The 23,903-nt window shown below is 56.9% G+C and carries 33 protein-coding genes; 24 read left to right on the top strand and 9 right to left on the bottom strand.

Going from position 1 to position 23,903, the window contains the following annotated elements; genetic code table 11:
- Position 1: 1 nt before the first annotated feature.
- The 22 genes from AACL53_RS11710 (at position 2) to AACL53_RS11605 (ending at position 12,897) form a co-directional block, all read left to right on the top strand.
- Positions 2–793 carry a hypothetical protein gene (locus tag AACL53_RS11710; protein WP_339084680.1) on the top strand — a complete coding sequence of 264 codons (792 nt, stop codon included), beginning with the start codon at positions 2–4 and terminating at the stop codon, positions 791–793.
- 119 nt (positions 794–912) lie between these two features.
- Positions 913–4,449, top strand: a complete 3,537-nt coding sequence (locus tag AACL53_RS11705) for a hypothetical protein (protein WP_339084679.1) — start codon at positions 913–915, stop codon at positions 4,447–4,449.
- Positions 4,449–4,676: a hypothetical protein gene (locus tag AACL53_RS11700; RefSeq protein ID WP_339084678.1), complete on the top strand. Its 228-nt coding sequence runs from the start codon at positions 4,449–4,451 to the stop codon at positions 4,674–4,676. The genes AACL53_RS11705 and AACL53_RS11700 overlap by 1 nt, the downstream gene beginning before the upstream one ends.
- Before the next feature lie 86 nt (positions 4,677–4,762).
- Positions 4,763–4,942, top strand: coding sequence for a hypothetical protein (locus AACL53_RS11695; RefSeq protein WP_339084677.1), 180 nt, complete (start codon positions 4,763–4,765; stop codon positions 4,940–4,942).
- A gap of 38 nt (positions 4,943–4,980) precedes the next feature.
- The gene (locus AACL53_RS11690; RefSeq protein ID WP_339084676.1) at positions 4,981–5,211 is read left to right on the top strand and encodes a hypothetical protein; all 231 of its coding nucleotides are present in this window, start codon (positions 4,981–4,983) and stop codon (positions 5,209–5,211) included.
- A complete protein-coding gene (locus AACL53_RS11685) occupies positions 5,211–5,411 on the top strand; it encodes a hypothetical protein (RefSeq protein WP_339084675.1) in 201 nt (66 codons plus the stop codon). Before AACL53_RS11690 ends, AACL53_RS11685 begins: the two co-directional genes overlap by 1 nt.
- The gene (locus AACL53_RS11680; protein ID WP_339084674.1) at positions 5,408–5,701 is read left to right on the top strand and encodes a hypothetical protein; all 294 of its coding nucleotides are present in this window, start codon (positions 5,408–5,410) and stop codon (positions 5,699–5,701) included. The genes AACL53_RS11685 and AACL53_RS11680 overlap by 4 nt, the downstream gene beginning before the upstream one ends.
- Before the next feature lie 26 nt (positions 5,702–5,727).
- On the top strand, positions 5,728–5,895 hold the full coding sequence (locus AACL53_RS11675) for a hypothetical protein (protein ID WP_339084673.1): 168 nt from the start codon (positions 5,728–5,730) through the stop codon (positions 5,893–5,895).
- A gap of 42 nt (positions 5,896–5,937) precedes the next feature.
- A complete protein-coding gene (locus AACL53_RS11670; protein ID WP_339084672.1) occupies positions 5,938–6,099 on the top strand; it encodes a hypothetical protein in 162 nt (53 codons plus the stop codon).
- A 1-nt stretch (position 6,100) separates the two neighbouring features.
- Positions 6,101–6,922 (top strand): TIGR02594 family protein, encoded by an 822-nt coding sequence (locus AACL53_RS11665; protein ID WP_339084671.1) that lies wholly within the window; start codon positions 6,101–6,103, stop codon positions 6,920–6,922.
- 329 nt (positions 6,923–7,251) lie between these two features.
- The gene (locus AACL53_RS11660; protein ID WP_339084670.1) at positions 7,252–7,614 is read left to right on the top strand and encodes a hypothetical protein; all 363 of its coding nucleotides are present in this window, start codon (positions 7,252–7,254) and stop codon (positions 7,612–7,614) included.
- Positions 7,615–7,695: 81 nt separating this feature from the next.
- Positions 7,696–8,280 (top strand): GcrA family cell cycle regulator, encoded by a 585-nt coding sequence (locus AACL53_RS11655; protein ID WP_339084669.1) that lies wholly within the window; start codon positions 7,696–7,698, stop codon positions 8,278–8,280.
- Entirely contained in the window at positions 8,267–8,548 is a 282-nt protein-coding gene (locus AACL53_RS11650; protein WP_339084668.1) for a hypothetical protein, read from the top strand. Before AACL53_RS11655 ends, AACL53_RS11650 begins: the two co-directional genes overlap by 14 nt.
- The gene (locus tag AACL53_RS11645) at positions 8,548–8,760 is read left to right on the top strand and encodes a hypothetical protein (RefSeq protein WP_339084667.1); all 213 of its coding nucleotides are present in this window, start codon (positions 8,548–8,550) and stop codon (positions 8,758–8,760) included. The genes AACL53_RS11650 and AACL53_RS11645 overlap by 1 nt, the downstream gene beginning before the upstream one ends.
- Positions 8,760–9,167, top strand: coding sequence for a hypothetical protein (locus AACL53_RS11640; protein ID WP_339084666.1), 408 nt, complete (start codon positions 8,760–8,762; stop codon positions 9,165–9,167). The genes AACL53_RS11645 and AACL53_RS11640 overlap by 1 nt, the downstream gene beginning before the upstream one ends.
- A 189-nt stretch (positions 9,168–9,356) precedes the next feature.
- On the top strand, positions 9,357–10,499 hold the full coding sequence (locus AACL53_RS11635) for a tyrosine-type recombinase/integrase (protein ID WP_339084665.1): 1,143 nt from the start codon (positions 9,357–9,359) through the stop codon (positions 10,497–10,499).
- Positions 10,500–10,701: 202 nt separating this feature from the next.
- On the top strand, positions 10,702–11,088 hold the full coding sequence (locus tag AACL53_RS11630; RefSeq protein WP_339084664.1) for a hypothetical protein: 387 nt from the start codon (positions 10,702–10,704) through the stop codon (positions 11,086–11,088).
- Positions 11,089–11,090: 2 nt separating this feature from the next.
- Complete coding sequence (locus AACL53_RS11625) at positions 11,091–11,834, top strand: hypothetical protein (protein ID WP_339084663.1); 744 nt, start codon at positions 11,091–11,093, stop codon at positions 11,832–11,834.
- A 100-nt stretch (positions 11,835–11,934) separates the two neighbouring features.
- Positions 11,935–12,216 (top strand): hypothetical protein, encoded by a 282-nt coding sequence (locus AACL53_RS11620; RefSeq protein ID WP_339084662.1) that lies wholly within the window; start codon positions 11,935–11,937, stop codon positions 12,214–12,216.
- An 89-nt stretch (positions 12,217–12,305) separates the two neighbouring features.
- The gene (locus AACL53_RS11615; protein WP_339086931.1) at positions 12,306–12,497 is read left to right on the top strand and encodes a ribbon-helix-helix domain-containing protein; all 192 of its coding nucleotides are present in this window, start codon (positions 12,306–12,308) and stop codon (positions 12,495–12,497) included.
- Positions 12,498–12,544: 47 nt separating this feature from the next.
- Positions 12,545–12,748: a hypothetical protein gene (locus AACL53_RS11610; RefSeq protein WP_339084661.1), complete on the top strand. Its 204-nt coding sequence runs from the start codon at positions 12,545–12,547 to the stop codon at positions 12,746–12,748.
- 8 nt (positions 12,749–12,756) lie between these two features.
- A complete protein-coding gene (locus AACL53_RS11605) occupies positions 12,757–12,897 on the top strand; it encodes a hypothetical protein (protein WP_339084660.1) in 141 nt (46 codons plus the stop codon).
- A gap of 54 nt (positions 12,898–12,951) precedes the next feature.
- Here the strand turns inward: AACL53_RS11605 and AACL53_RS11600 are convergent, their stop codons facing one another.
- The 3 genes from AACL53_RS11600 to AACL53_RS11590 form a co-directional block, all read right to left on the bottom strand.
- On the bottom strand, positions 12,952–13,344 hold the full coding sequence (locus AACL53_RS11600; protein ID WP_339084659.1) for a hypothetical protein: 393 nt from the start codon (positions 13,342–13,344) through the stop codon (positions 12,952–12,954).
- A 164-nt stretch (positions 13,345–13,508) separates the two neighbouring features.
- Positions 13,509–13,826 (bottom strand): hypothetical protein, encoded by a 318-nt coding sequence (locus AACL53_RS11595; RefSeq protein ID WP_339084658.1) that lies wholly within the window; start codon positions 13,824–13,826, stop codon positions 13,509–13,511.
- A 4-nt stretch (positions 13,827–13,830) separates the two neighbouring features.
- Positions 13,831–15,252 carry a hypothetical protein gene (locus AACL53_RS11590; RefSeq protein WP_339084657.1) on the bottom strand — a complete coding sequence of 474 codons (1,422 nt, stop codon included), beginning with the start codon at positions 15,250–15,252 and terminating at the stop codon, positions 13,831–13,833.
- Between the two features lie 383 nt (positions 15,253–15,635).
- Between AACL53_RS11590 and AACL53_RS11585 the strand changes: the two genes are divergently transcribed.
- Entirely contained in the window at positions 15,636–16,253 is a 618-nt protein-coding gene (locus tag AACL53_RS11585; protein WP_339084656.1) for a hypothetical protein, read from the top strand.
- Positions 16,254–16,757: 504 nt separating this feature from the next.
- On the opposite strand, the gene AACL53_RS11580 is transcribed toward AACL53_RS11585, so the two are convergent.
- Genes AACL53_RS11580 through AACL53_RS11570 form a run of 3 tightly spaced genes read right to left on the bottom strand, consistent with a single transcriptional unit; the run spans position 16,758 to position 17,789 of the window.
- A complete protein-coding gene (locus tag AACL53_RS11580) occupies positions 16,758–17,039 on the bottom strand; it encodes a hypothetical protein (protein WP_339084655.1) in 282 nt (93 codons plus the stop codon).
- Complete coding sequence (locus tag AACL53_RS11575) at positions 17,036–17,440, bottom strand: hypothetical protein (protein WP_339084654.1); 405 nt, start codon at positions 17,438–17,440, stop codon at positions 17,036–17,038. Before AACL53_RS11575 ends, AACL53_RS11580 begins: the two co-directional genes overlap by 4 nt.
- Before the next feature lie 13 nt (positions 17,441–17,453).
- Entirely contained in the window at positions 17,454–17,789 is a 336-nt protein-coding gene (locus AACL53_RS11570) for a hypothetical protein (protein ID WP_339084653.1), read from the bottom strand.
- A 503-nt stretch (positions 17,790–18,292) separates the two neighbouring features.
- Between AACL53_RS11570 and AACL53_RS11565 the strand changes: the two genes are divergently transcribed.
- Positions 18,293–18,847, top strand: coding sequence for a recombinase family protein (locus AACL53_RS11565; protein ID WP_339084652.1), 555 nt, complete (start codon positions 18,293–18,295; stop codon positions 18,845–18,847).
- Between the two features lie 463 nt (positions 18,848–19,310).
- Here the strand turns inward: AACL53_RS11565 and AACL53_RS11560 are convergent, their stop codons facing one another.
- The 3 genes from AACL53_RS11560 to AACL53_RS11550 all read right to left on the bottom strand — a co-directional run bounded on the left by AACL53_RS11560 (position 19,311) and on the right by AACL53_RS11550 (position 23,522).
- Complete coding sequence (locus tag AACL53_RS11560; protein ID WP_339084651.1) at positions 19,311–21,560, bottom strand: AAA family ATPase; 2,250 nt, start codon at positions 21,558–21,560, stop codon at positions 19,311–19,313.
- 249 nt (positions 21,561–21,809) lie between these two features.
- A complete protein-coding gene (locus AACL53_RS11555; protein WP_339084650.1) occupies positions 21,810–22,484 on the bottom strand; it encodes a hypothetical protein in 675 nt (224 codons plus the stop codon).
- A gap of 33 nt (positions 22,485–22,517) precedes the next feature.
- Complete coding sequence (locus AACL53_RS11550) at positions 22,518–23,522, bottom strand: hypothetical protein (protein WP_339084649.1); 1,005 nt, start codon at positions 23,520–23,522, stop codon at positions 22,518–22,520.
- Between the last annotated feature and the right edge of the window lie 381 nt (positions 23,523–23,903).

The raw sequence follows: 23,903 nt of genomic DNA, 5'->3' as shown, positions 1-23,903 counted from the left end.
GATGGCCAAGCAAATTCTCAGTAATCTCGACTTCAACGACGTCGCAAAAGTAATCAACCTGCCCGATCCGACCGACGCGCAGGATGCAGCCACGAAAGCCTACGTCGACGCGGCGATCGAAGGCATCAACTGGAAGACGTCGGTTGACGTAGCGGCGATCACGAACGTCACGCTTTCGGCTCCCGGCTCGACGATTGACGGCATCAACCTGAATGCCAACGACCGCGTGCTCTTGATGGGGCAGACGGACAAGACCGAGAACGGCATCTACATCTACAACGGTCCGTCCATCGCACTGACCCGCGCCAACGACGCGAACACGACCGAAGAGCTAAACGAGGCCGTAACGACCGTTAAGCTCGGCACCTATGCTGGTTCGTCGTTCCGTCAGACGACTGTCGATCCTGTCATTGGCAGCGATGACCTGGTCTGGGACAGCTTCGGTTCCACCGTTCCGCCGGCTGATGAGAACACAGCTGGTATCCTCGAAGTCGCGACGCAGGCTGAAGTCGATGCGGGTGTTGTCGACGACAAGATCGTCACGCCTGAGAAGCTGAACAACTGGGCCGGCCGCAAACTCAAGTACGATCAGACGATCGGTGATGGTTCGGCGACCGCAATCACGGTCACGCACAACCTCGGCACCAAGGATGTCGTGGTCGAAGTCTACCGGAACTCCGGTAACTACGACACGGTCGAGTGCGACGTGAAACGCCTCGATGACAACTCGGTCCAGTTCGGGTTCGCTGCCGCACCGTCAGCTGACCAGTTCAAGGTTGTGATCATCGGCTAAGCGTGCAATTAATTGCACCGTAGATAGACCGGGGCGCGGCGTTGGATTTCTTAGCACCAATCAGCGCACCCAGTCCGTCCTCTGGTGACGACAGCAACTTAGTTGCCACGACGGAATGGGTGAACGAAGCAGTAGCCGCTGCCATCGCTGATGGCGGCGGTTCTGTTGATTTGGGCGTCGCGCTGACAGCGCTGAAGGACCTCGTCCCGGCCGCCAATAAGGTGCCGATCTTCACCGGTCCCACGACAGCCGATCTCGTAACGATCAACCCGTACACCCAGGGATTGCTCGCCAATAACTCGGCAGCAGCTTGGCGCTCGTCTCTGAACCTTGCAGTCGGCTCGACAGTGCAGGCCTGGGACATCGTCCTCGACATCCTGTCCACGCTGACGCCGGCCACGGACACGATCCCGTACTTCACAGACTCCGGCCACGGCGACACGGCTGCCTTCACGGCGCTGGGCCGCGATCTCCTCGGAGCTGTGAGCCAGGCAAGCGCTCAGACCGCGATCGGCGTACGCGTCGGCACACAGGTGCAAGCCTACAGCGATAACCTGAAGGCGATTGCCGGGCTCACGACCGCACCTGACAAGCTCAGCTACTGGACCGGGGAGGGCGACGCTGGGATCACCGATCTGACCGGCTGGGCACGCTCCTGGCTCGCTCTGCCGGACACCGCAGCCGCAGCCTCGCTCCTGAATGCTCAGACGAAGTATGCAGCCCTCGATTTCATCGGCACGCTTGGAGCCGCGAAGGGCCGTATCCTCGCCTTCACCGATAGTGCGCTGGGTGCTCTGAACGTCGGCACAGACGGTAAGATCATCGTCGCCGATAGTTCGGCACCGGTTGGGCTCTCGTGGCAGGAGCCGTCCGCCGAGCTGTTCAACCTCGGCACGATGGCCGACCAGAACAGCAATGACGTCGACATCACAGGCGGCTCGATCACTGGCATCGAAGCGCTTGAAGTTGGCAGCCTCTCGACAGACACGATCTCGGCAACGGGTGGCAGCCTGTCGGGTGTCTCGATCACAGGACTGCCAGCGCCGGTCAACGACCAGGACGCAGCGACGAAGAAGTTCGTCATCGACTCGATCGGGGCCGGCACCACGTCGCCAGAGCTGCTCGCGATTGCGGCTCTGTCCTCGTCGGCGAACACGTTCCCGTATTTTACCGCCCCTGGTTTCGCGGCACTGACCTCGCTCATGCCGTGGGCGCGGAACTTCCTCGGCATCAACGATGTGGGAAGTGCTCAGGCGTATCTGGGTCTGTCGCCTGGCGTCAACGTCATGGGGTACGACAGCAACCTCGTCTCGATATCGATGCTCCCGAAGGCCAAGGGCAACCTGCTGGTCGGCAAGGGCAGCTCCTGGGATGTGCTGCCGGTCGACCCGCATGACGGTTGGGTGTTACAGGCCGACAGCTCCGCGGCGTCCGGCTACAGCTTCATCAATCCCGGCACGTTCGGTCTCGACCCTGTTCTGCAGAACCTCGCAGGCCTCACGCACAGTGCAGGCGACATCCCGGTCTTCACCGGTCCGACGTCGTGGTCAACGATCAGCCCGACCTCATACGGCTTGAGCCTGCTTCAGCAGATCAGCTCGACGACGCTCGTAACCAGTCTCGGCCTCCGCGTCGGCGTTGAGGTGCAGCCCTTTAGTGGGATGCTCTCGCAGTTTGCGGGCTACATTCCGACGAAGGGCGATCTGATCGTCGGCCGTGACATGTCGTCGATCAACATTCTGCCGGTGGGAGCCGACAACAAGGTTCTCATGGCCGACTCCTCGTCGCCGCTCGGTGTCTCCTGGACGGCGATCACGCTCGACGAGACGCTCCCGCCGTCGCTGGTCGCGCTGAAGAACCTGGACACGACGTCCGGCGGCCTGTTGCGGTACACCGGTCTCGACACGCCAACGCTCACGGCAATCAGCGGCTTCACGGCGAGCACGCTGCTCAGCATCGGCACCGCCGCCGGGTGGCGCGATGCGCTGGGTCTCGTCATCGACACGAACGTGCAGCGGCATTACGCCAAGCTCGACGCGCTCGGGGAAATGACCTGGGCGAACCACAAGGGCGTCGTTCTGACGGGTCCGAACTCGGCCTCGACGTTCGACTTGAGCGACGCCATGATCGGGCTCTTGGGCTCGTCAACCAACGCGGCGCTGATCAGCACGCTCGGCTTGACGGTTGGAACCGATGTGCAGGCTCATGCGGCCGGCCTCGACGACCTTTCCGGATTGGCTCCGACAGCGAACGGCACGTTGGCCGTCTGGAAGAATGGTCACTGGGTGACATTTGCGCCCGGAGAAGACACGCAAATCCTGCAGGCGAATTCGCTCGCTCCGGGCGGTCTTCGCTGGCTGGACCTGTACAGTGCCGGCAGTGGAGACGGTCTCCTGACCGAAGCGCTGGGCGCGCTGAGCGGCATCAGCCCCGCTGCGGACCGTGTACCGTACTTCACCGGCCCGACCTCGGCATCTGTGACGCCCCTGACCTCGTTCGGACGCTCCCTGATCGACGACGTCGACGCTCCGCACGCGCGTGAGACGCTGGGCGTTCAGATCGGTATCGACGTGCAGTCGTACTCGACGAAGCTCGACGCCCTGACCAACCTGACGTGGGCCGCCAACAAGGGCCTGATGACGACGGGCTCGAACGCGGTCGCAACGTATGACCTGACCGCCTTTGCCCGCACCCTGCTCGATGATGCTGACGCGGCGACGATGCGGGCGACGCTCGGTCTGACAGTCGGCGCTGGCGGTGTTGTCGGATATACGGACAGCCTTGCTGCTATCGGTGCTCTGACGGCTGCTGCTGACAAGCTGCCGTACTACACGTCGGTGAACACGGCAGCCCTTGCCGATTTCACCACGCTCGCCCGCACGCTGCTCTCGAAGAGCACGCAAGCCGACATGCAGACCGTCATCGGTGTGAAGACGCTGCCGCGCGGGCATCTCTCTGGCCTCCAGATGTCGCCGTCTGGGACCACGGGCGTGAGCATCACCGCTGGTGAATGCCGCGACGACACGGATACGGTTGCGATCACGTCGGCGGCAACGAGCTGCATCCTGACGAACACGGGCGCAGGCGGCACGGTCAACGGCTCTCCAGCAGCAAACAGCTGGTACCACGTCTTCATGATCATGAAGGCGGACGGGACGGTGTCGACATACGCCTCGACCTCGATCAGCCCGGCGCTTCCGACCGGCTATTCGTATAAGCGCCGCATCGGCTCGGTGAAGACCGATGGCGCGTCGAAAGTCATCTCGTTCGTGCAGCGCGGCGACTCGTTCATTTGGTCGACGCCTCCGGCAGCGGATTACAACGCGAACACGGGTGGTGGTACCGGCGTCCTCGTCACGACGAACGTGCCGCCCGGTGTCGCCGTCGAGTGGACCGGCGCATTCTTCTTCCAGTACACGAGCGCGAACGTAAACAACTCATGCTTGGTGACCTGTCCCGACGCGGCCGACGTTGCCGCTGACAACAGCACGAGCTTCACGTTCTGGACCCCGGCCTCGACGCAGTTCGGCGGCACCTGCTCGGCGCTGACGAACACGAGCCAGCAGATACGCTTCCGTCTGATGACGGGCGTCTCCTCGAACCCGGTTCGTATCGGCACGATGGGGTGGAAAGACCGGCGCGGGCGGGAGGACTGATGGTAGGCTCGGTCTGCACGCCCGTCGTGAAATGGCTGCTCGTCCTGATGTTCTGGACCGCTGGCGGCAAGAGCGTGACGCTGGAGTTCGACAACGAACCGGCCTGTCATGCTGCTGCCGACCGCATCAACGCCATGCTGGAGAAGCATCTGGTAGCGGCCGGCCACGACAGGGATCAGGCCCGCAAGCTTCTGGCAGAGGATTACGTCTGCATTCCGAAGCGTTAATGTGAAATTAATTGCATTTCATATTGACCCGAGTCCGCCCTCAGCTACGGTCAGGGTGCAGAGTTTCATCGCGCAAGGAGTGAGAGATGAACCAGATCAGCCCAGCCACGCAAATCCTCGCCATTCAGTTCAAGATGCAGGCCACAGACCAGTCGTGGTCTGAAGCCGTGCGCTTAGGCAATCTGCGTCTGGCTTCGCGGCATCAGCGTTCGATCCGCCTCATGGAAGATGAGATCGTGAGTCTCACGTCGCAGCTCGCTAACTAATCTGTGCAATTAATGTCACAAGCTGAAGGACTTCTGCTATGAAGATGTTCATGGTCTGCTTCACGAACGACGACGGTGAAAACCAGGACTTGTTCGTGCAGGCAAACTCTCCCGAGGAGGCACGAAGCCTCTGGGTGCAGCATTACGATCTGCCGCCGAACGAAGACGCCCAGCTCGATCAGCGCGGCTACATCTTCGAGGTTCCTGCAGTGCAGCCGGGCGATGCAAAGGCGATCTGCTGGAGCGATGTCAAAAGGTATTTGAACTGATGCTGAGCAGCGCTGACCTGTATCCGCCAACAGAGAAGTGGGGCTCGCCGCTCTTCGAGAAGGACGGTCAGTGGTTTTTCTACGATGAGACCTGGGCGAACACGCACGGTCCGTACATCAACCGCGACGCCGCAAAGAGGGCGCTGCACGCATATTGCTGGGAAACTCTCGGCACCGTTTGTCAGGAGGGATGGCCGTGAAGATGGATGAAGTGTCTGCGGAGCTTCGCGCTCTCGCCGGCCAGCATGGTTTGAAGCGTCTCGCCGAGCTGGCTGATGCCATCGATCACCGGGACACGCCGAAGGTCACGACGCCCAGTGAACAGCTCGCGTCCATCGTCAGGACGTACCGGCACAAGAACCCAGACGTGAGCGATGAGCAGATCGCGATCAGGCTCGGCACCACCGTCGACACGGTGAAGGAGATTGCGCTCGCTCCGAAGCCGTTCTCGAAGCCCGTCAAGGTCAAAGCCAAGATCAAAAGCAAGTAGGTGCCCGGATGGATGCGTTCGACAGGATGATTTTGTTCTTTGGCTTCGTCTTTCTGTTCGGGCTCGCTCTGGCCGACGACAAGCCGGCCGACTGTGCGCCTGGTCCGTTGCCGACCATCGTCGTTCCGATCGACCCGCAAGACGATACCCGCGAGCCGGATGGCACGCTCCTGAACGACAGCGTGAAAGGCTGACTCGTGGAGCTGGCGGAGAAATTCAGAGAGTTGGTCCGTCGAATGCGCGACGAGGCCTACGAGATCAACCAGTCGGTGCTGCGTGACGGCATGGGCCGGGCCGACCGCGATTTCGCGCGTAGTAGAGCCAACTGGTTCTCGGACAGCGCTGACCTGATCGAAGACAGCCTGAAGAGCGGCGTGTTTGAGGCGAAAGGAAGCTGACATGGCATCAGGTACACCAGCCCAGTACGCAGCCGCTCCGTGGATGCGGATCGCTGAAAGCTACCGGGGCGTGAAGCGCGTCAAGGGCGGCAACAACGACGTCATCCTGAAGTTCTTCAAAGAGTCCGGTCACCCGCAGAAGGATGCCAACCTCGCGTGGTGCGCAGCGTTCGCGAATGCGGTGCTGTTCGAGGCCGGCCTCCGCGGCACCCAGAACCTGATGGCCCGCAGCTTCCTGAATTGGGATGGCGGCAGGAAGGTCACGCAGCCGCAATTCGGAGACCTCGCTATCTTCTCGCGCGGAAAACCCGGTTCTGGACTCGGGCACGTGACGTATTTCGTAGAATGGGACGAGGACACGGTCACTTGTCTGGGTGGTAATCAGGGCGCGGTCGGTGAAGTCAACGTCCAGAAGTTCTCTCGGGCTCGCCTGATCGGCTTCCGTCGCCCGATCCAGAAGATCGATGCCAAGACCGTCATACCGGCGATGACCGACATGGAGAAGCCGGACAAGAAACCCGAGGCTGCTACCGGTTTCGGTACGATTTTGGCAGCAATCACCGCATTTGTCGGTCACTACGAGACCGCGATCATCGTCGCGGGTGTAGCTACTCTGACGGTCTTCGCGTTCTGGTACTGGAAGACGGAGAAGGCACGCATCGCCGCTGCAGAGATGACCCCGCAGTACAAGCCGTTATCGCGTGTAGCTGCAGCAAAGAAGATCGCCGAGTTCGTTCCGCCTCCGATCGAGAGCGAAGCGACTCCACCGAAAAAACCGCGAGTTGCAAGGAAGACAAGTCGAATGAAGCAACATGGTTCGTGAACGTCAGATTTCTTTACCTTCATCAGTGCAATTATTTGCACTTTTTAATGCAACAAAGCAGTATCAATGAACGGAAAATTCGAACTAATCAGGAAGGAATGTTCGATGATCAGCACGGTTCTTTACGCATTGATCAGCGCCCTCGCACCTGTGTGCTTGGCAGTCGCCCTCCTTCGCTACGTCCCGCGATAATTATTTCCAGATCGTGAAATTAACTGCACAGCGCAATGTGGCAGCGTGCTGTGCTGAAGGTAATGGCTGCCGATAATCCGCGGACTGTTTCGGGCCGCATCCATTTCAGTGCTCATACAAGAAGGACCGTCTAGCTGATGAGCGATATTTACGTCGAAGTAACAAAGGAACACCTGCAGCAAGTGAGGAGCAGTTTCGACCGTCAGGTTGTCCGCTTTCTTCATGACTTTAGACAGCGCCGCATCAGCTACTTGATGTTGCGACCGAAAGAAGTCCGCGTTCTCGGCATCTGCATCAAGAAGCTCGTCGTCGACCGCAGTCAGGCGGAGATACTGGTCGATACCGACCCCGACGAACAGACGTTGGCCACGCAAATTCGGGCAGGACTCGATCGTCTGAAGGAAATCTTCGTCACCGCAGCCGCGGCTCCGGAAGGCACGAAGTTCATCGTGACCCTGGATGACTACCAGTGGTTCCTGGCAGACGGAGCTACGGCCTGACGAGATGTGAATTTCCGTCCGTCTATGATGCAATTAATTGCACATACAGGTAAGCTGACGGTCGGAATGAGGAGTAACTAAGTGCGAAAGCAGTACGTTTTCTCGGGTCGTCACCCGAAAGAAGAGAAGGTCGAGGCGCTCACCGCGGTCTACGAGCGAGGAGACCGTGGCCTCGACATTGCGCGGAAGCTCACGTCGCTGACGAAGTCGAAGAATGCCATCACGGCTGCTGCTGTGATCGGCTTCTACAATCGCAACAAGCAGCTTCTGAAAGATTATCCGCTGACCGAACCGGTCATGCAGAAGAAATCGGAGCCTGATGAGATGAAGCTACGCCTGAAGCGTCGGCCGGAGCCGTCGACGCACGCGCCGCTGCCGATCCGCACTGAGGAGTCAATCCAGCTCTTCAAGTCAGAGGAGGTCGAGAGCCTCAAGATACCTCTGATGAAGCTCAAGTCTCGCGAGTGTCGTTGGGGCACGCACGAGACAGTCACGGATGGTCACCTGTTCTGCGGTCACCAGACGAAGTTCGGCAAGTCGTATTGCGACTTCCACACCGCCCGCTCGCAGCAGAAAACTTACAAGGAAATGCGCGCGGCCGAGGAGCAGTTGAAGACCCCGAAGATGTTGATGATTGAAGGACCCGTCGCACATGGCCAAGCTTAGAAACGCCTCGACCGATATCGGCAAGTTCATCCAGTGGGTGGGCCGCAAGTGCCGTAATCACAACCCGCTCGAAGAGCTTGGTCTCGCAGTGCACGCTCGTCCTTCGAAGACGATGTACAAGGCCAAGACCGAAGGCAATGTCTTCATCGCGCAAGGCGAAGAGACGACGCTGTACTACATGGCTGGAGGCCGAGTGTTCGAGCTTCGCGCCACAGAGGTCAATGACGAAGACCTGCAGGATAAAGAACTGATCGCGGTCGGTTACTGATGAAGGTCAGCCTGCACACGCTCGAACTCTGGCTGCACCACGAAACGTATCCTGGTGATCCGGAAAGCGGTGCGTTGAAGGTGTCTGAAGACGGTGCCGATGATCAGGCCGTGTGGCTGCCGAAGTCTCAATGCCAGGTTGAGAGCAGGCGCGGTCAGATCGTCCTCGTCACGGCCCCAGAACGCCTTCTGACGGAGAAGGGCCTCGTCTGATGAAGCTCGTGATCCGGAAGCGGGAGCCAGGTGTGCCGTTGCCGGTTGTCGAAGAACTGGTGGAAGCGCCTCAATCCGCGCTCGATGAGAAGGTGAGGAGGGAGATTGCGAGCAACCCGGAGGTGCTCGTGCCCTGGTTCCTGATCGCGAGCTACGTCCGTCAGGTGCACAGCCTTTGGCTGGTTTCGGCCGCTCTCTACGACGAGCTGGCGGCGGCCCTGACGGTGCAGTGGGACATCGTTGAACACCGTTACAAGAACCTGATCAGCCTCGAAGATTTGCGGGAGCGCGGTCTCAGACTGACCGCTCGCGAGTATCCCGGCGTCATCCGCTCCGCCGCGCAGATGCTCGTCAAGCTGCATCTCGGCATCAAAATTGAGATTGACTGGAGACTGGCGCGTGGCTGAGTCTTTACTAACTCCGAAGGAAGCGGCTGCAGAACTCGACATGAGCCTTAAGACGTTCATGATACACGTCCGTCAGGGACGTATCAGAGCTGTCCAGTGTGGCACAGGTCAGAAGCGCAAGAGGCGCAAGTTCAGACCGGAAGCGCTGGAGGAGTTTCGTACTCGCCAGGAAGGGTTTGAGTTCGCGCCATGTCAGTCTTTAAAACCGAGAAGAGCCCGTACTACCAGTATGACTTCCAGCTCGGTGGTGTTCGATATAATGGAAGTACAAAGCGCACCTCGCTCAAGGAAGCACGCGCAGAGGAACAGCGCTTAAAGGACGAGGCGAAAGAAGAGCAGGACCGGGAGAAGCAGCTCTTCCAGGGTCCGCTCACGGTGCAGGCCGCGATCGGCCGTTACTGGACAGAGGTCGGCCAGAAACACTCGGGATCAGCCGACACGCTCCGCGATCTGAAGAGGCTGCAGGCCAAGCTCGGACCGAGCACGCTGTTGTCGGATATCAACGACGCAACGATAGCTGAATTGGTCGCTTGGCGCGCGGAGCACACGTACAAGCACAAGAAGACGATGAAGGACGGCTCGCCCGCGCCGAAAATTGCGAACGCGACGGTCAACCGGACGACGACCGACATCCTGCAGAAGCTGTTCAGTCGGGCGAAGCGAACCTGGAAGCACAATTTTCCGGACGAGCCGTGTTGGAAAGATCACATGCTGCCGGAACCTGCGGAACGGGTCCGTGAGCTTGACGCGCACGAGGCTGAGGCGCTCGACGACGCTGTCCGTGACGATTACGCCGACTGGTTCGAATACGCTCGCACAGCAGCCACACGCCTCGATGAGACGCTGATCCGCTGGTCGAATGTGCACTGGCACGCCAACCGCATCGAGACGATCGGCAAGGGCGGCCACCCGGTACGCACGCCGATCACCGAGTCGCTCCGAGAGATACTGGAGCGCTGCCGCGGGAAGCATCCTGAATTCGTCTTCACCTACGTCGCGAAAGTCACGCGCAAGGATAAAAAGACCGGCCAGGAGTGGGTGAAGGGTAAGCGCTACCCAATTACCTACGAAGGGGCAAAGACCCAATGGAAGCGCCTCAGGGGCCGTGCGAAGGTCAAAAATTTCCGGCTGCACGACCTCCGCCACGATGTCGGGACGAAAGTTTTGCGTGAGACCGGCAACCTGAAGATCGCGCAGAAGCTACTCAACCATAGGGATATAAAGACGACGGCGAAGTACGCCCACGTCTTCGACGATGACCTGCGCGACGCGCTAGAACGAGTCGCCAAGTCCCAGAAAAAGTCCCAGAAAAAAAAGAAGAAAGCCGCTTAGTCGTTGATCGATAAAGGCTTTCTCGAAACCCGCTCACAGGCCTGGGGGACTGGGGGTCGGAGGTTCAAATCCTCTCGCTCCGACCAATCTTTTCAATTACTTAGCCGATTTTCCCGCCTCCCAAATTTGCGATAATGTCCCGGTGGTGTCCCGGCAAGGTGACAGTTGCCGCGCGCGGGCGACTCGCTGAATCTCGTTGGCCATGGGCAAGCTTCCCGACCATGTCACCCGCGCTGAAGTCGCCGCAGCTTTACGGCTGAGCTTACGCCAGGTTGATCGATTGGCTGCGGCTGGCACTCTCACGAAAAAGAAGCTCGGTGCGCGCCGCAGCGGCTTCGACCGGGAAGAGTTTGACCGCTACCTTAAGAGCATTGGTGAGGGAGAGGGCTACGCGAGCCCGGTCGGATCGTTCAGCTTCACCCTGCCGCCTGAAAGTCCGCTGACCTGCAATGCGGTGGCCGCGAAGCTCGATGAGATCTTGGCCACGAGTTTGCCGGGCTGCCTCGTGAATGCAGCGGACGGTGCCGTTCACATCGTGTGGAACGCTGCGCTGGGCTACACGACCGAACAGATTTTGCAAGCGGTGTAGAGATGAGCAGCGTGAAAATTTTCGCTCACCCCCGCGACCAAAATGGCATCAGTCAAACCGTTCTCAGACGGTCATGGTTGGGCTGGTCACGGGCTCGTTGGATCGCCAACTCAAAACTTCCTCAGGCATCGTCGGCGATCCCGGCAATCGGCTACGCGCTCATTTGGAGTGATACTTTCACCGAGTGGCTGAAAACTCACGAGACTCTCGGAGTTTCAATAATTCCGCCTTGGAGTGTCGAAGGAAAATTGCTGTGCTTGTGGTGGGGCGCAATATTTATGACTGCTGGCATGATCATTTTCGCCGTCTGGTGCCCAAAGGAAATTCGGCGCAGCGCAGAGCCGGATGATTATCTCCTGGAGCAGTTTCAACTGCGAAATCTGGCTCATCTGAACGAGATAGCGAAACGATGCATCGAACAACTCATTTATAGCACGTCGCAAGATTCAAAGAATCAGCTCGCGAGCTTTCACCCCGGGGAGGTCCGAAAATTCATTTGGGGCGACGTCAGCCCTTACGATCTCAATAGTGCAGTCGCTGCACTGATCCACCATCCAAACCCTTTCGATACTCGCGGAGCGACTGACACAACCAATATCCTTCGATCAAATTTCGCCATCTTAGATTCAAGCGAACCTCCGCCGCGGATTGCTTCAGTAGCATTGCTATATGGCGGTGCGGCTTTGTTTCTATGGCCAGCTCTCAATGTCGTTCTTCAAGTTTTTCGCAACACGTTGACTTGGTAATCTCATCGAAGGGAAAGCGACGACAGAGTGTTCCTGCGGCACAGGCTGCGTGCTATAAATTACATCGGGAAGGAACGGCGGCCAACGGAAGCGGCCCGCCATGTCGCACGCACCAGCTCAGCCGCAAGCACTACGAGACCCACGATTGAAAGACGGATGGCGCGCCGCCGCCGCTGCCTACCGCCGCGCCTACGGTGAGCCCTGCGATCCCCATCACGGCCTTGATCAGGAAGCAATGGCCGCAGCAATCGCGGCGTTCAAAAACGTTGTCCCCGACATGAGTGATCGCGAAGCGAGGCTCGAAGCCGTCGCAGCAGTGCATTATGCCTCATGGGCACACCCGGAATGGCTTTACGCGCTTTATGAATCGGAGCCGCGTTGACCCAGATCTAACGGGAAGGGGAGTCCGATGGCCGGCAAGAAAGTGAACCCGTATGAACGGCAGGTTGAGCTGCAACGCGCGTCCCTAAGATTCCGAATGCCGACAATCCCGCCCCGTCTCGTCGCGGGAAAAAGGGAATGACCCTGTACTTTGATCCTCCTGTGCATCGAGTGCTGAAGCAACTCGCGCTGGATGAAAACACGAGTATCAACGCCCTGCTGATCAAGAGCGTGGACCTCATGCTCGCCAAGTACGGAAAGAAGCCGGTAACAATCGGGTAAGGCGAATCTCTCCACCGTCAGCATGCAAGCCAATTTCGGGGGATGCCATGACAAACAGGAACTGGGCTGTAACCGTCCTCGAAGAAAGCCAAGACGCCTTAAAAGGCTGTGAGGCTAAGATCGGCCGCAGACTCAGCAACACGCAGCGTGACGTGTGGTTCGAAGGGTTCAGGATAGCCGCACAGCTTGTGGGCCAAGGGCGCATCCCCTTGTTCAGCCACCAGCCGCAGCTCTATCTCGTTAAGTCCTAATTCTGGCTGTGCCCAATAATCGACTGCACCCGCTCGCGCCCTACGTCCGGCACGACAAGGGCGCGTCGTTCGCGGAGGCGACGCTTAAGGCCGTCGCAGCCATCAGCTACGACACGCAGGTAAGGCAAATGACCGAAGCCTCCGCATGAGCCGGCGCGTAGTACGCCATTGGCTGCATCGGATACGATTCCATCATCAACGAGTCACTGTCGTCTTATGTGACCACTAAGCTCGCGTCGAATCCGCTCTTTCAATTCTTTGGCAGCTTCCGAAAGGGAATTTGCCGCCTCATTGACCTCGTTCCCGAGTATAGCGTGGCTGGTAACGGGCTCGCTTGCTCTCGCTGTACATTCTAGGAACGTGTCGAAGCGAACCTGAACACTCGCGAGCCAGCCTTTTTCGATGACCCAATCGGCTTTGTCCGTTTCGTCAAGTATCTCGGATAGCGATTGAACTTTGAGCCAAATAGTCTCGGTGATTACGTTCAGTTCGGTCTTAATGTCATCGAGCGCCTTCTGACTTCGAGCCAGGTTGCGCAATTTAGGCAACTCGCTCTTGATTTCTGACAGTCGGCTCTCGATCGGATTGCGGACCATCGAGGTGAATGCTTCCCTCGATAAGCTATCTCTGCGGAGCCGCCTTGCGCTCCATTGGGTAAACCAAAGGTTGAACAAGCTGAGCGCCAACGAAAGGACGCTTAAGCCCACGGTGAAGATGTCTTTGATAGAATTTCCGTCGGCGGCCTGGGGGGCTGCCACGACTAAGCCGCTGCAAGCCGACTCGGAGTAAGAGCACGCTCTATCTGTCGAATTACCGCCGCGTCGGCGACGAACCGATAATGCTCGAAAAAGGCTTCAAGGGTTCCAAGGACGTTCAAGCTCGGCTTAAACATCCCCTGCACGAAAGAGCTACTTACAGCATATACAAACGGGGGAACGACCACATCCACAGGCTCGGAGGAGTGATCAAGCACGTCAAGATCAAAGCTTCTGCGAGCTGCAGTGCCTTTATCATGGCCGCTAAGGTTCTTCACCTTGCCATTTCCAGTGAGACGGCTGAGATCAATAACCTGTGGCATAGTACTACTCGTTGATACCCGCTCGAAGCACTGTAGGGTCTAAGTTGATTCTGATCGTAATCAGCGTACCAGGAAACTCCTCGCCGAGATCATAGACATGAGAGCTTTCCGGAGCGTTACTCGGCGTGTTTTCAGCATTAAACCATAGTTCTCGTGGCCTGCCATCACCTTCTGTGCGCTCACCCTTAACAAAGGGATGCGCAACATGAACGCAGGCACGCCCAGATATAAGGGTTATCCGAGGCATTTTGGAGTCCACTGAATTCTGACCAAGTTCGTGAGCGAAATCAAAAACTTCCTGAAATCCTATTCCTCCGCGCTCATCCTCGGAGGCCTCTTTTACCCTGGTTACGTAGTCCTGTAATGCTACGACAGTTCTTAGGGTTCCGCCGCCACACCCAGATTTCTTGTGTTGCTCGGCGTATTTATTCATCCGATCCTGCACTGCATCAGCAGCACTTCGCAGACTATCCGATATACATTGTCCTAAGCTGAGGATTGCGACGGAAAGCATGAAACCCGGCGCCTCTCCGTTGTGTGTTTGAGACATAAATCCTGCCACCGACCAAACACCATCGCCAGTCGTCGAACCACTATGACGCTCGGCGTTGTCAAGCAACTCACCGATAAGATTAGCGACCCAAGCTTTGCCATCTTGCGTCAACTGCTGATTAATCTCAGGAACGCCCAAGCATTCATCGATCCAGTCACAAAACTCGTCCGCAACCTTTTCTCGCTTCTGCGGACCGAGTTGTCGGTCGATTGTCATCTCTTCGCCGACAGAGTGCCGGCGACGCATCGGTAGCGCCCACATTCCGGTCGCCCTCTGTTTGTACGTGAAGGGTGCCATGTGCAGATACTTCCGAAGGGCGACAGCGTCGATCACCTTCTGAACCGCGGGATGTATTCTACCGCCACTAAATACCGGAGATAGGTTTTGCCAAAGTTCCCCAAGCACAACGTAGGCACCTAAATCGGCGACACTGACATCATCGAAATTCACGCGCACCGAGAGATACTCGGATTCGCTCTGCGCAAGAGTCCGAAGCATCTGCATCGTTTGCCGAGGATTGTCGATGAACGATAGGTTTTTTAGCGTGATTGTGATCTCCTGACGCTTCCGTCGCGAGATCGGTTTCCAGTTTCTTTTGCGGTCGGAGACCAAAATGTCCGCAATGTGATTGGGCCTATACTGGCTCATCAAGACGGGCTTCGATATTCCCCGCAACCTCTTATAAAGGGGTAATTGCTTGCGATGCTTTTTGTACCATCGACGGATCAGACATTTAATGTGGCGTTTTCGATTTCGACGTTCGGCGGTTGTGCCTCGCCCCTCGCCGTGCCGGGCAACGATCTGATAGCTTCGTTCGCTATTGCCCGAGTATGGATTGGCCGAAATATCGGCACATTGATCGCCCTGAGACATTCAAATCAACGGTGAGATAGGATTGGAATGGAAAAAACTATTTTCTGAAGCGCATAGGACGATTTACATGATTTGATGAGAACATCTAGTGGCCGCGAGGCCTGGGGCTAAATAATTTTAATGACCGGGAACGCCCGGTGGGGTTGCGGCACAGAATACGAGAACCCAAAAAGGCTAGCGAAGCTTTATCAGCAAGTGCCCCCAGCCGCACCTCGACGCGAATGCGATGAGCGCGAGGCGCGCCTCTCAATCTCGCCCAGATCGATCGCAATATGGATTACAACACGCGTCGTAGCAAAGTCCCATGCACGGCACGCGGACAGAGAAAGCAGATGAGTTGTGATGATAGCGCTGATTGATCTTTACCTGCTCGCAGGCCAGCCGTGATGCTCGAAAGCATAGCTTGGCTTTTCGACGGCTCGGAACACACACTTCGACTATGGGAGGTTACGGGAACCTGGATATCATCACTCGGCACGATCGCTGCGGTAATTGCGGCACTCTACCTGGGTTTGAGAGGAGAAAAGATTTCTTTGAAAGTCAGCGCCGTTGTAATGGAGGAAGTCGGGGGCCCAAACCCTGCAAAAGAATATCTAGTCGTAACAATAACAAATACCGCACTTCGTCCCGTAAGTATTGTAGCTCTCGGCTGGAATGCCGGATGGCTAAATTGGGGACCTCTGAAGCGAAAATATTTCTATCAGCTGAATTCAACGCACCCGAGCAACAGCAACCTACCGACAGAATTGAAAGACGGCGAGGAAGCAAAATACTTTCTCAATCCCAAGCAGCTTCTTGAACACTTTGCAAAGGACCTACCCAATTCCGCATATAGAAAATCGCTTCGCTTCTTGGTCTACCCGACCCACAGCAAACCATTCAGCGCGGCACCACTCAACTTCATAGAACGGCTTATCAAACAGCCATACTCGCAAGTAGACCGGCAAAATGATCATACCGCTAACGGTTCTGGTGAGGAAGCTCGTGACGATCAGCGGTAGCATGGCGCTTGGATGTCTTGATCTTTAGCCAATTTGAGGGTGATCCCGGCGATAGACACTCTCCTGCGACTTGAAGATTTCCAAGGTCCGCACATTTATGGCATTTCCAATTAGCTTCTTCGCGCCAGGGCGGATGACTTCTCCGCCTCTGCATACTTGGTGCCGAGGATCTAGCCTGATATCAAGCCGCGCGCTGCCGTTCTAAAGTTGCTAGAAGCAGGCACGTCCTCGCTGATTCCTTGCTGGTCTTGGTGGGTGGCGTACTGCCTTACGCTTGCCGAAGCAATCGCGGTGATTGGGTTGCTCAGATTCCTAGAGCGAGATTACCGACTTCAGCCCGGCGTAGAACGTGCGCCGATATGATGCGATCCACGCTATGGATTCGGCTAGGTCACGAGCTGTGAAAATGTTGCGCGTCATCATTTCGACGTGAGCACAGAAACGCTCTGTAAAATCTTCGCTGCTCTGCCATTTGTCGGGGTATCGTTCCGGCATCGGGTTTCCTCAGTGGATAAGGGGAAATTTCGGATAGATGCCGAACTCATGGCTCGCGGCGGACTTCTCGGCTTCGAGAAGGTGCGCGCTGCTTCTGGCTAGTTCGGCGCTGCATTCCGCGCATTCTGCGGCCAGCTTCGCCACGACGCGTAAATTAGGTTCGACACCTTTCGTGCGATACGCATCCCTCAAAGTGCACAGAGCGTCTGCGATTGCGGCTTCCATTTCGGCCAAGCGCAGACGGTGAGCTTCTTCAGCCTCTGCGATTTTCTCGTAAAAGCGTACGGTCATGGGAAGTATCCCAGCCAGCCGGGCGAATTCCGAAACGCAAGCTTTGCCGCGTTGATTTCATTGCCGCAGATTTCGCGACTCCGTTCAATGGCGCGAATGCGTTTTTTGTCGGCCACCGCATGGGCCCTGCGAAACGCGGCTTCCGCGGCTTCGATAGCAACATCATCTCCACACTGAAATGTGCCGTTGCTGCTGTCGGAACTGCCATAAATTTTCGGCGCGTTCTCAATCGCAACTTTGCGCTCAGTATTTGCCCTCAGCACCTCACTGGCATACAGGCGCTCAGCTTCGGTCACGCGGTAGTGATGCCGCTTTTCTGATCCGCCGTGCGCATCGCGGTAACGCTGCCGGTGGTCTTCAGGGGTGAGGGCGGGGGGTTCGACAAGTTTTAAATGCGACATTTTTCAACATGCCTCAGCTTTGCCACGCGGCTGCATCCATGCCGGGACCGCCGGGGTGTCCAACCCAGGAACCACTATTGCGCAGTGTCAGCCATGCTGCCGTTAATGCAGCATTCTTGACCTTGGCGCTCGCCGCGACCGTGGCCCTGTGCGCAGCGTCAGCCGCGGCCGTGGCCGCAGTCTGCGTGCCACCCGCAGTGGGATTCGAACGGGACGGATCACTCGCAATCCTGGCCAGCTCCGCGGCTCGGATCGCAGTCTCACGCGTTGCGCGCGATGCAGTGACATTCGCGGCGTGCGTGCTCTCGGCGGCTTCGTGTGCGGCTTTATAGGTGTCGTAGGCGGTCATGACGCAATACTCCTCAGTTCGCCAATTCACTGCCATGGATTCAAGCACGAGTAATATTTCAATGCAGCATCTAATCGTGACTCGAATTCAAATTCCTATTCGAAATCTATATTCCGATTATTAGGCGCAACTCGCCCGAATTTTAGACCGACTTCCCCGCATTGGAGATAAATTGACTTATGGAAACATTTCGCCCGAAATTCGCCGTCCGGCGCGGGAGAGAGTGTTTCTGGACATACGAATAGGTGAGGTTTTTCCGGTGGTGCCGGGTAGGGTGCATCCGGTCTTTTTGGCCAGTCGCAGCACCAGCTATTGGCGGGCCTTCGCCACGCGTCAAACAGATCTGAATGTCCAATTCCAATATCGAGTGTGAATAAGCTGCGTCTTTAGACCCTCCCCAATTGAGCAATTGCGAATGTGGCCCATATAAATAGCTCTATTGCTTTCTGAGCTAAATCAGCTCACTATTCTAAGACCCTATTGAACCAATTGGAGCTGATATCATGCGAATAGGATATGCACGGACATCGACAATAGAACAGGAAGCCGGGCTCGAAGCTCAGATCCGTGACCTCGAAGCCGCCCGCTGCGAACGTGTCTACCAGGAGAAGGTGAGCAGCGTTGCTGAACGCCCGCAACTTGAGAAGGTGCTGCATATGATGAGGCCTGGCGACGTGGTCGTGGTGACGAAGCTGGACCGCCTCGCGCGCAATGTTCAGGATATGTGGGCAATCATCAAACGGATCGAAACTGAAGGCGCGGCCATCCAAATCCTGGGGCTAGGGATCGACACCACAACGTCGACAGGCAAACTCATGCTGAATGTCATGGGCGGTGTCGCTCAGTTTGAGCGCGAGATGATGCTCGAACGGCAGCGCGAGGGAATCGCCAAGGCCAAGGCTGAAGGCAAATACAAAGGACGCAAGCCAATCGCCGACGATGTGAAGGCCAGGATCATCGAATTAAAAACCCAAGAGCACGGGGCCACCTTTATTTCGCGCAAATTGGGGGTAAGCCGCAGCTCGGTGAACCGAGTGCTCCAGGAATTAGCGATCTAATTCGGGAATTTGCACTTAGCGAGTTTAATTGGCTGCTTGACCTATAGGTAAACGCGTCTGCGTGTATTAAGGCCTATACGCCTAGGAATGGGAAGTCTGTGGAATGCTGAAATCGGATTATTTCGATCTTTAATATCAATGATTTGACTGAAAACTACTCGAATGACTCGACAATTCCTAATGTAAATACTTTCTGCTTCCCATACCGCGCGATGTAATAGCCGAATCCATTTCAAACCCCGAAAAATGGGAATAATTAGTTGTGCTCGGTGGAAAGACATGGTGGAAGTCGCGGTGGAAGTCACCCCACTTCCACTTCCACCGACCTCGCAACCCATTGATCTTTCGGTGGAAGTCGCGGTGGAAGTCAAGGTGGAAGTCAGGTTCCCCCATACCCCCTCCAGGCTTGCGAGGCCTTGTGTTAGGCCTCTCCAGCCATTTAGGCCAGGGTTTAGGCATTGCATTATTCAGGTTCGGAAATGCGATAATTCCGCTCGGGGTCAAACTCTGTTTCCGGGGCATTCATTATTTCGCCACTCGGTAGCTCTTTCGCCCCAAAGGGGTAAAACCCCGCCTTGGTTTTGCTTTTCGCCTTTATGTAGCAGAGCCGTTTCCACTGGTTGGCATCCTCTAACATCTCCAGGATTTGCCGCTCTACCGGCCTATCCCCGCACTCGGCTTCGATGGCATCAATCACCCATCCTGCCACGGCGCGGCGTCGGACAATGGGAACTCCCTTGTCAGCGGCGAGCGTGGCCACCTTGACGCAAGCTTCCATCAGGTTCGTGATCTTGGAGCCGCTCACCGGAAGCAGCACCCCATCCGCCCAATAGAGCGTGTGCACAGAGCCCGTAGGACCATCGCTGGCCTTCTCCACGGTCAGGTCGAAGCCATTGTGGGCGTGCTTGCCATCCTTGCCCTTCGGTGGCCGGCTGAGACTGAGCTTGGCCCGCGGCGCGTCATTCCAAGCGGTAGACCATCCTGAATTGTCACCGCGCGACTGGCCTGAATAGGACGGGTGCCACAGGAACATGACTGTGCTGTTCGTTTCCCGCCCGAGGCGACGAAGGAATTTGACGGCTTCGTTGACGGCACCGTCATCAATCTTGGCGTTGCCGCTGAACTTCACCACGTTATAGGTCGAATCGAGCACCACGAATTTGTGGCCAGCGATGCCTTGGAGGTACTTGCGAAGCTGAAAATAGAGCGGCTGTGGTGACAGGTCGGCCGCGCTGGTGACACCAAGCAAGAATTCCTGGCTGCGGTCAGTCATATCGCGATAGCGCATGTTGCTGCCCCAGGTGCCGCCTAATCGCTTCGTCATCAGGTGCATTCGGTTTTTGACTTTCTTGCGCACGTCTTCGTAGCTCAGGTAGACGAATGCCGCGCGTTCGGTCTTCCGGCCATAGATCGGCTCGCCTTCGGAGATGGCCAGTCCCCAGTGCATGGCCGTGCGGGATTTGTGCACGCCGCCGGGGCCAGAGAGCATGACGGCTTCGCCCTTCTCAACCAGGCCATCAATCAACCATTCAATTGGCTCTGGTTCTTCGTCCAGCAACCTATCGCCAGACTCGAATTCGAGCAGCGGCAGATCTTCTCCAGTGGCCGCGGGCTGCGTATTGGCATTCTTGACGATGTTGCCGAATTCTTCCGCCGACGGGTTCACTGCATCGCTGCCGAATGCATTTTTGCGTGAATTCGCGGCATTTATCACCTTAACGGCAAGCTCGTCAGCATCCCACGGTGGCACGCAATGAGTGTTGAAATGCGTGAGCATCAGCGCATGCACCTTTTCGGTCGAGCACCCTAGATCCATGCCTTTCATGCCAACCTGGAGCGTGTGATTGTCGCCCTTCTGACCTTCAATCGCTACCTTGCCCTGAGCCACCAAGCCTTGCAGGTAAACGGCGTAGCGCCGGACATTATCCGGGTGGTCCACCGTGACACCTGGCGCGGCTCCCCGGGGCTCCGCGAGCTTGACGGCCACGGTCGCCAAATCGGTGAGCACTTCGCGTGTCTCGTATGGCCCCATAAGATCCCAGCCACCACCGATCTCGAGCTGCATCAATTGCGGATTGCTCGAAACTTTGAGGTGCAGCGTGCCGGCGAGACGCATGACGCGCGAAGGATTGCAGACGGCGGTATCGGTGCCGTAGTGCGCCGCTAGGCGAAGCTGAGCCGGTTTGAAGTCGTCGACACGCATGCCGTGCATCACCCAATAGACGTGCCAGCGTGTGGCCGAGCGCTGGACGAAGAACGACGGCATGCAGTGCCAGGTGCTCGGCATCGGCTTATCGTCACCATCGATAAAGACGGCGCGGATCGATTCTATCTCGGTATCGCTGTGGCCACCGGCATTGACGACAACGAAGACGCCATAGCCGTCCGACTGGGCTTGCTCGAATTCGGGCCATAGATCGGTGACGGTGCCGAACCTGTTCCGCGCCGGATATTCGGGGTCGTTTTTGCGGCTATCATGCAATAGTCGCCAATGGCACGGGGAATTAGGGTCGCCTGTTAAAAGCTCAATATGTTTGCAAGCTAATTCGATGTCCGATTTGACAATATCGGCCGGGGGTAGTAGATTCATGACACAATCTCTCTGCAACAGGGGTTGATTGACTGCTACTGCACTAACCATTCCGTTATTGGCCCCTTCAGTGCGCCGCCGAAGGGGCCTTTTCTTTTTCGGCTGTTTGGTAATTGCGGACAAACCGCTCGCAAGATTCTAGCGTCAGCCATGAGATTTTTACGCTGCCATCGTGCTGGTCATGGATCGCGGCAACCCGGTATCCCAGCAATGTGGGTTGGCGTTCGCTATATCGGCGTATTCGCTCGCAAAATTCAGCGCCATTGCGCCGCGACGGCTTTTGATATAAAATTGGCATTGTTGATACTCCAAACACTCCATTGAAATTGAGCGTCGCCCGGGGGCAACCGAGCGGCGCTTTTCATTCCGGCTTTATTTGCCCTTCCAAGCCTGAATTGCCTTCGCGTGATCGTGCAAAATTAAGAGCACTGTCGGGCTCGAAATCATGGCACTGGCGGCGATCGTTGCACCGAACGGGTGACTGCTCAGCAGGGCCTTCGCATTGGCCTTAAGCGCTTCGACTGTCGTTGAGCGTATAGCGGCCGACCTCACGAGATCACGTTCCTGCGTGGCCGCCCACGTCTCACGCTCCGCAGGTGTCATAGCCGCGAGCTTCGGACTCTGCTCGGCAATATGCTGCATGATCATTTGGCCGGACGGCACATCGATTTTGAGGGCTGACATGACCTCTGCCAACTCCACCCTCACGTTTTCGACGCGGGCAGGATCACGCTCTCGTGCGAAGGCACTCAGATCTACGCGACGATAATCTGATGGCTTCGCATCGAGGCGAATGCCGTAGTCAGCAGCCGCTACCACTTTCGGATCTGGCGTTGTCGGGGTTGCAAGGCCCGCTGCTGTTCGCCATTCGGCAACTCGGCCATCACGGGAAGCCTTCAACGCGTCTGCTTCGGCAATGCGGCCAAGTGCGCGGAGATCTGCCTCGTTGGCGTGGTCGGAGTTGATCAGCGCGGAAATATTCTGTTCGTCAGCAGCGACCGGACGACCCGCGAACGGTTCGAATGCTTTTAATGGTTCATCAGACATGATTGAAAAACTCCTTTTTGAAATGTTGAAAGGTCAAATGTCGCCGCCATCGAACACGTTGAAATCAGTTCCGGGTGCCACGGTAGCGGCGGGCTTTTTGCCGTAGGCTTCCCCTTTGACCCACTCGCGGCCACTTAATGCCCAGCCAGGTCTATACTGCGCGGTGCCGTCTTTATTGGCCTGCGCGATTTCCTCATCGCTTATCGGCCCGTGTGGCTCAGCCGGGAGTGTTGAAGTTTGCGACGGCTCATCCGGTGGCAAGGGCTGCTCTGTTTCGCGTTCTGGCAACGGCTCAGCCGGTGGCAAGGGTTCCGATGCCTGTTCTGTGAACATCTTTTTGAGGCGCGTCGTGACGGCCGCGTATGAAGCGGTGAGCCCCGGGAAGTAGGGGTCGCGCGTCGTGCTGTATGCCGGTTCTGGGATGCGGATTTGATATTCGGCGCAGAGATGGCCAAGCGTCTGGCGAACAAATTCCGCGAGGCCGGGGGCCGGGGTATAGCCGCCGGTCTGAACGCGCCGTGCAAGGATTTCGCCCGGGGATGGCCGCGTGTATGATTGATCCGCGCCAATCAGCGCTTCAAATCCACCGGGCCATGTGGATCGCCACGCGCCGGCCGCTTTCCTGTTGATGTCGGTGATCCCGGCTATACCCTCAGCCGCGATGCGGAAGCCGCGCTCGATGTCTTTCGCGAACGTTTCACGCTTGGCAAGCAATTTGAGCAAGTTGGCCATGGCGAGCTGATCGTCACTCGCTTGCTTCGCGGCACGCTCTTTATCGAGATCGGCAACTGCTCGCTTCAGGACGGCGTTTTTGATCTCGATGTCCCGGCGGTCCGTTTCAATCTGGTCGTACAATTTGTCTATTTCGGCCCGGGCCGTGGCGTCCCCATCGTCAGCAGCCAATGCTAATTTTTCAATTCGCATTCGCTTTTTCGGAATATTATTTTCAATGTCGGCGATTTCCGTTTTTGTGCGCTCGACATTCGCCATGTATCGCTCAATGAGCGAGGGAGACTCGGCACGGCTGAATATTTTCATTTCAGTTGTCCTCAATAACGACGGGGCGTGTTAGCCGCTCGACTACGGAATTTATTTGGGCTTCGGTGAATTGATATCCGAGCGTCTTCTCGAATGCGGCCAGGTCATAATATTTCAATGGCGATTCACGCCTGGTCTTTGACGGGATTTTGTACAGCTTGATATCGCGCCGAACGCGCCAACTGCTGAAACCACATAGGGCCTCAATTACCTTTGCCCGGGCATATAACTTTCGGCTCATTTGCAAATCTCGTAAAAAATTAATTTGACATTGGCGATAAAGTCACAGTAATCAGAGGTTGTAAATGGCCGCTCAAAAATTTTTGAGAGAAAAGCTCGTAATTGCTGATATTGAGCAATTCGAAATTGGATGGGCTTAAT

The organism is Hyphomicrobium sp. ghe19, from assembly GCF_902712875.1.
Taxonomy (GTDB): domain Bacteria; phylum Pseudomonadota; class Alphaproteobacteria; order Rhizobiales; family Hyphomicrobiaceae; genus Hyphomicrobium_B.
The sequence above is the reverse complement of the archived record's forward strand: the minus strand, read 5'-3'. Positions and strand labels throughout refer to the sequence as shown.

Coding starts and splice junctions, on each gene's coding strand:
- AACL53_RS11710 (WP_339084680.1), top strand. CDS start 2: ATGGCCAAGCAAATTCTCAGTAATCTCGACTTCAACGACGTCGCAAAA.
- AACL53_RS11700 (WP_339084678.1), top strand. CDS start 4,449: ATGGTAGGCTCGGTCTGCACGCCCGTCGTGAAATGGCTGCTCGTCCTG.
- AACL53_RS11695 (WP_339084677.1), top strand. CDS start 4,763: ATGAACCAGATCAGCCCAGCCACGCAAATCCTCGCCATTCAGTTCAAG.
- AACL53_RS11690 (WP_339084676.1), top strand. CDS start 4,981: ATGAAGATGTTCATGGTCTGCTTCACGAACGACGACGGTGAAAACCAG.
- AACL53_RS11685 (WP_339084675.1), top strand. CDS start 5,211: ATGCTGAGCAGCGCTGACCTGTATCCGCCAACAGAGAAGTGGGGCTCG.
- AACL53_RS11675 (WP_339084673.1), top strand. CDS start 5,728: ATGATTTTGTTCTTTGGCTTCGTCTTTCTGTTCGGGCTCGCTCTGGCC.
- AACL53_RS11670 (WP_339084672.1), top strand. CDS start 5,938: ATGCGCGACGAGGCCTACGAGATCAACCAGTCGGTGCTGCGTGACGGC.
- AACL53_RS11665 (WP_339084671.1), top strand. CDS start 6,101: ATGGCATCAGGTACACCAGCCCAGTACGCAGCCGCTCCGTGGATGCGG.
- AACL53_RS11660 (WP_339084670.1), top strand. CDS start 7,252: ATGAGCGATATTTACGTCGAAGTAACAAAGGAACACCTGCAGCAAGTG.
- AACL53_RS11650 (WP_339084668.1), top strand. CDS start 8,267: ATGGCCAAGCTTAGAAACGCCTCGACCGATATCGGCAAGTTCATCCAG.
- AACL53_RS11645 (WP_339084667.1), top strand. CDS start 8,548: ATGAAGGTCAGCCTGCACACGCTCGAACTCTGGCTGCACCACGAAACG.
- AACL53_RS11640 (WP_339084666.1), top strand. CDS start 8,760: ATGAAGCTCGTGATCCGGAAGCGGGAGCCAGGTGTGCCGTTGCCGGTT.
- AACL53_RS11635 (WP_339084665.1), top strand. CDS start 9,357: ATGTCAGTCTTTAAAACCGAGAAGAGCCCGTACTACCAGTATGACTTC.
- AACL53_RS11630 (WP_339084664.1), top strand. CDS start 10,702: ATGGGCAAGCTTCCCGACCATGTCACCCGCGCTGAAGTCGCCGCAGCT.
- AACL53_RS11625 (WP_339084663.1), top strand. CDS start 11,091: ATGAGCAGCGTGAAAATTTTCGCTCACCCCCGCGACCAAAATGGCATC.
- AACL53_RS11620 (WP_339084662.1), top strand. CDS start 11,935: ATGTCGCACGCACCAGCTCAGCCGCAAGCACTACGAGACCCACGATTG.
- AACL53_RS11610 (WP_339084661.1), top strand. CDS start 12,545: ATGACAAACAGGAACTGGGCTGTAACCGTCCTCGAAGAAAGCCAAGAC.
- AACL53_RS11600 (WP_339084659.1), bottom strand. CDS start 13,344: ATGGTCCGCAATCCGATCGAGAGCCGACTGTCAGAAATCAAGAGCGAG.
- AACL53_RS11595 (WP_339084658.1), bottom strand. CDS start 13,826: ATGCCACAGGTTATTGATCTCAGCCGTCTCACTGGAAATGGCAAGGTG.
- AACL53_RS11590 (WP_339084657.1), bottom strand. CDS start 15,252: ATGTCTCAGGGCGATCAATGTGCCGATATTTCGGCCAATCCATACTCG.
- AACL53_RS11580 (WP_339084655.1), bottom strand. CDS start 17,039: ATGACCGTACGCTTTTACGAGAAAATCGCAGAGGCTGAAGAAGCTCAC.
- AACL53_RS11575 (WP_339084654.1), bottom strand. CDS start 17,440: ATGTCGCATTTAAAACTTGTCGAACCCCCCGCCCTCACCCCTGAAGAC.
- AACL53_RS11570 (WP_339084653.1), bottom strand. CDS start 17,789: ATGACCGCCTACGACACCTATAAAGCCGCACACGAAGCCGCCGAGAGC.
- AACL53_RS11565 (WP_339084652.1), top strand. CDS start 18,293: ATGCGAATAGGATATGCACGGACATCGACAATAGAACAGGAAGCCGGG.
- AACL53_RS11555 (WP_339084650.1), bottom strand. CDS start 22,484: ATGTCTGATGAACCATTAAAAGCATTCGAACCGTTCGCGGGTCGTCCG.
- AACL53_RS11550 (WP_339084649.1), bottom strand. CDS start 23,522: ATGAAAATATTCAGCCGTGCCGAGTCTCCCTCGCTCATTGAGCGATAC.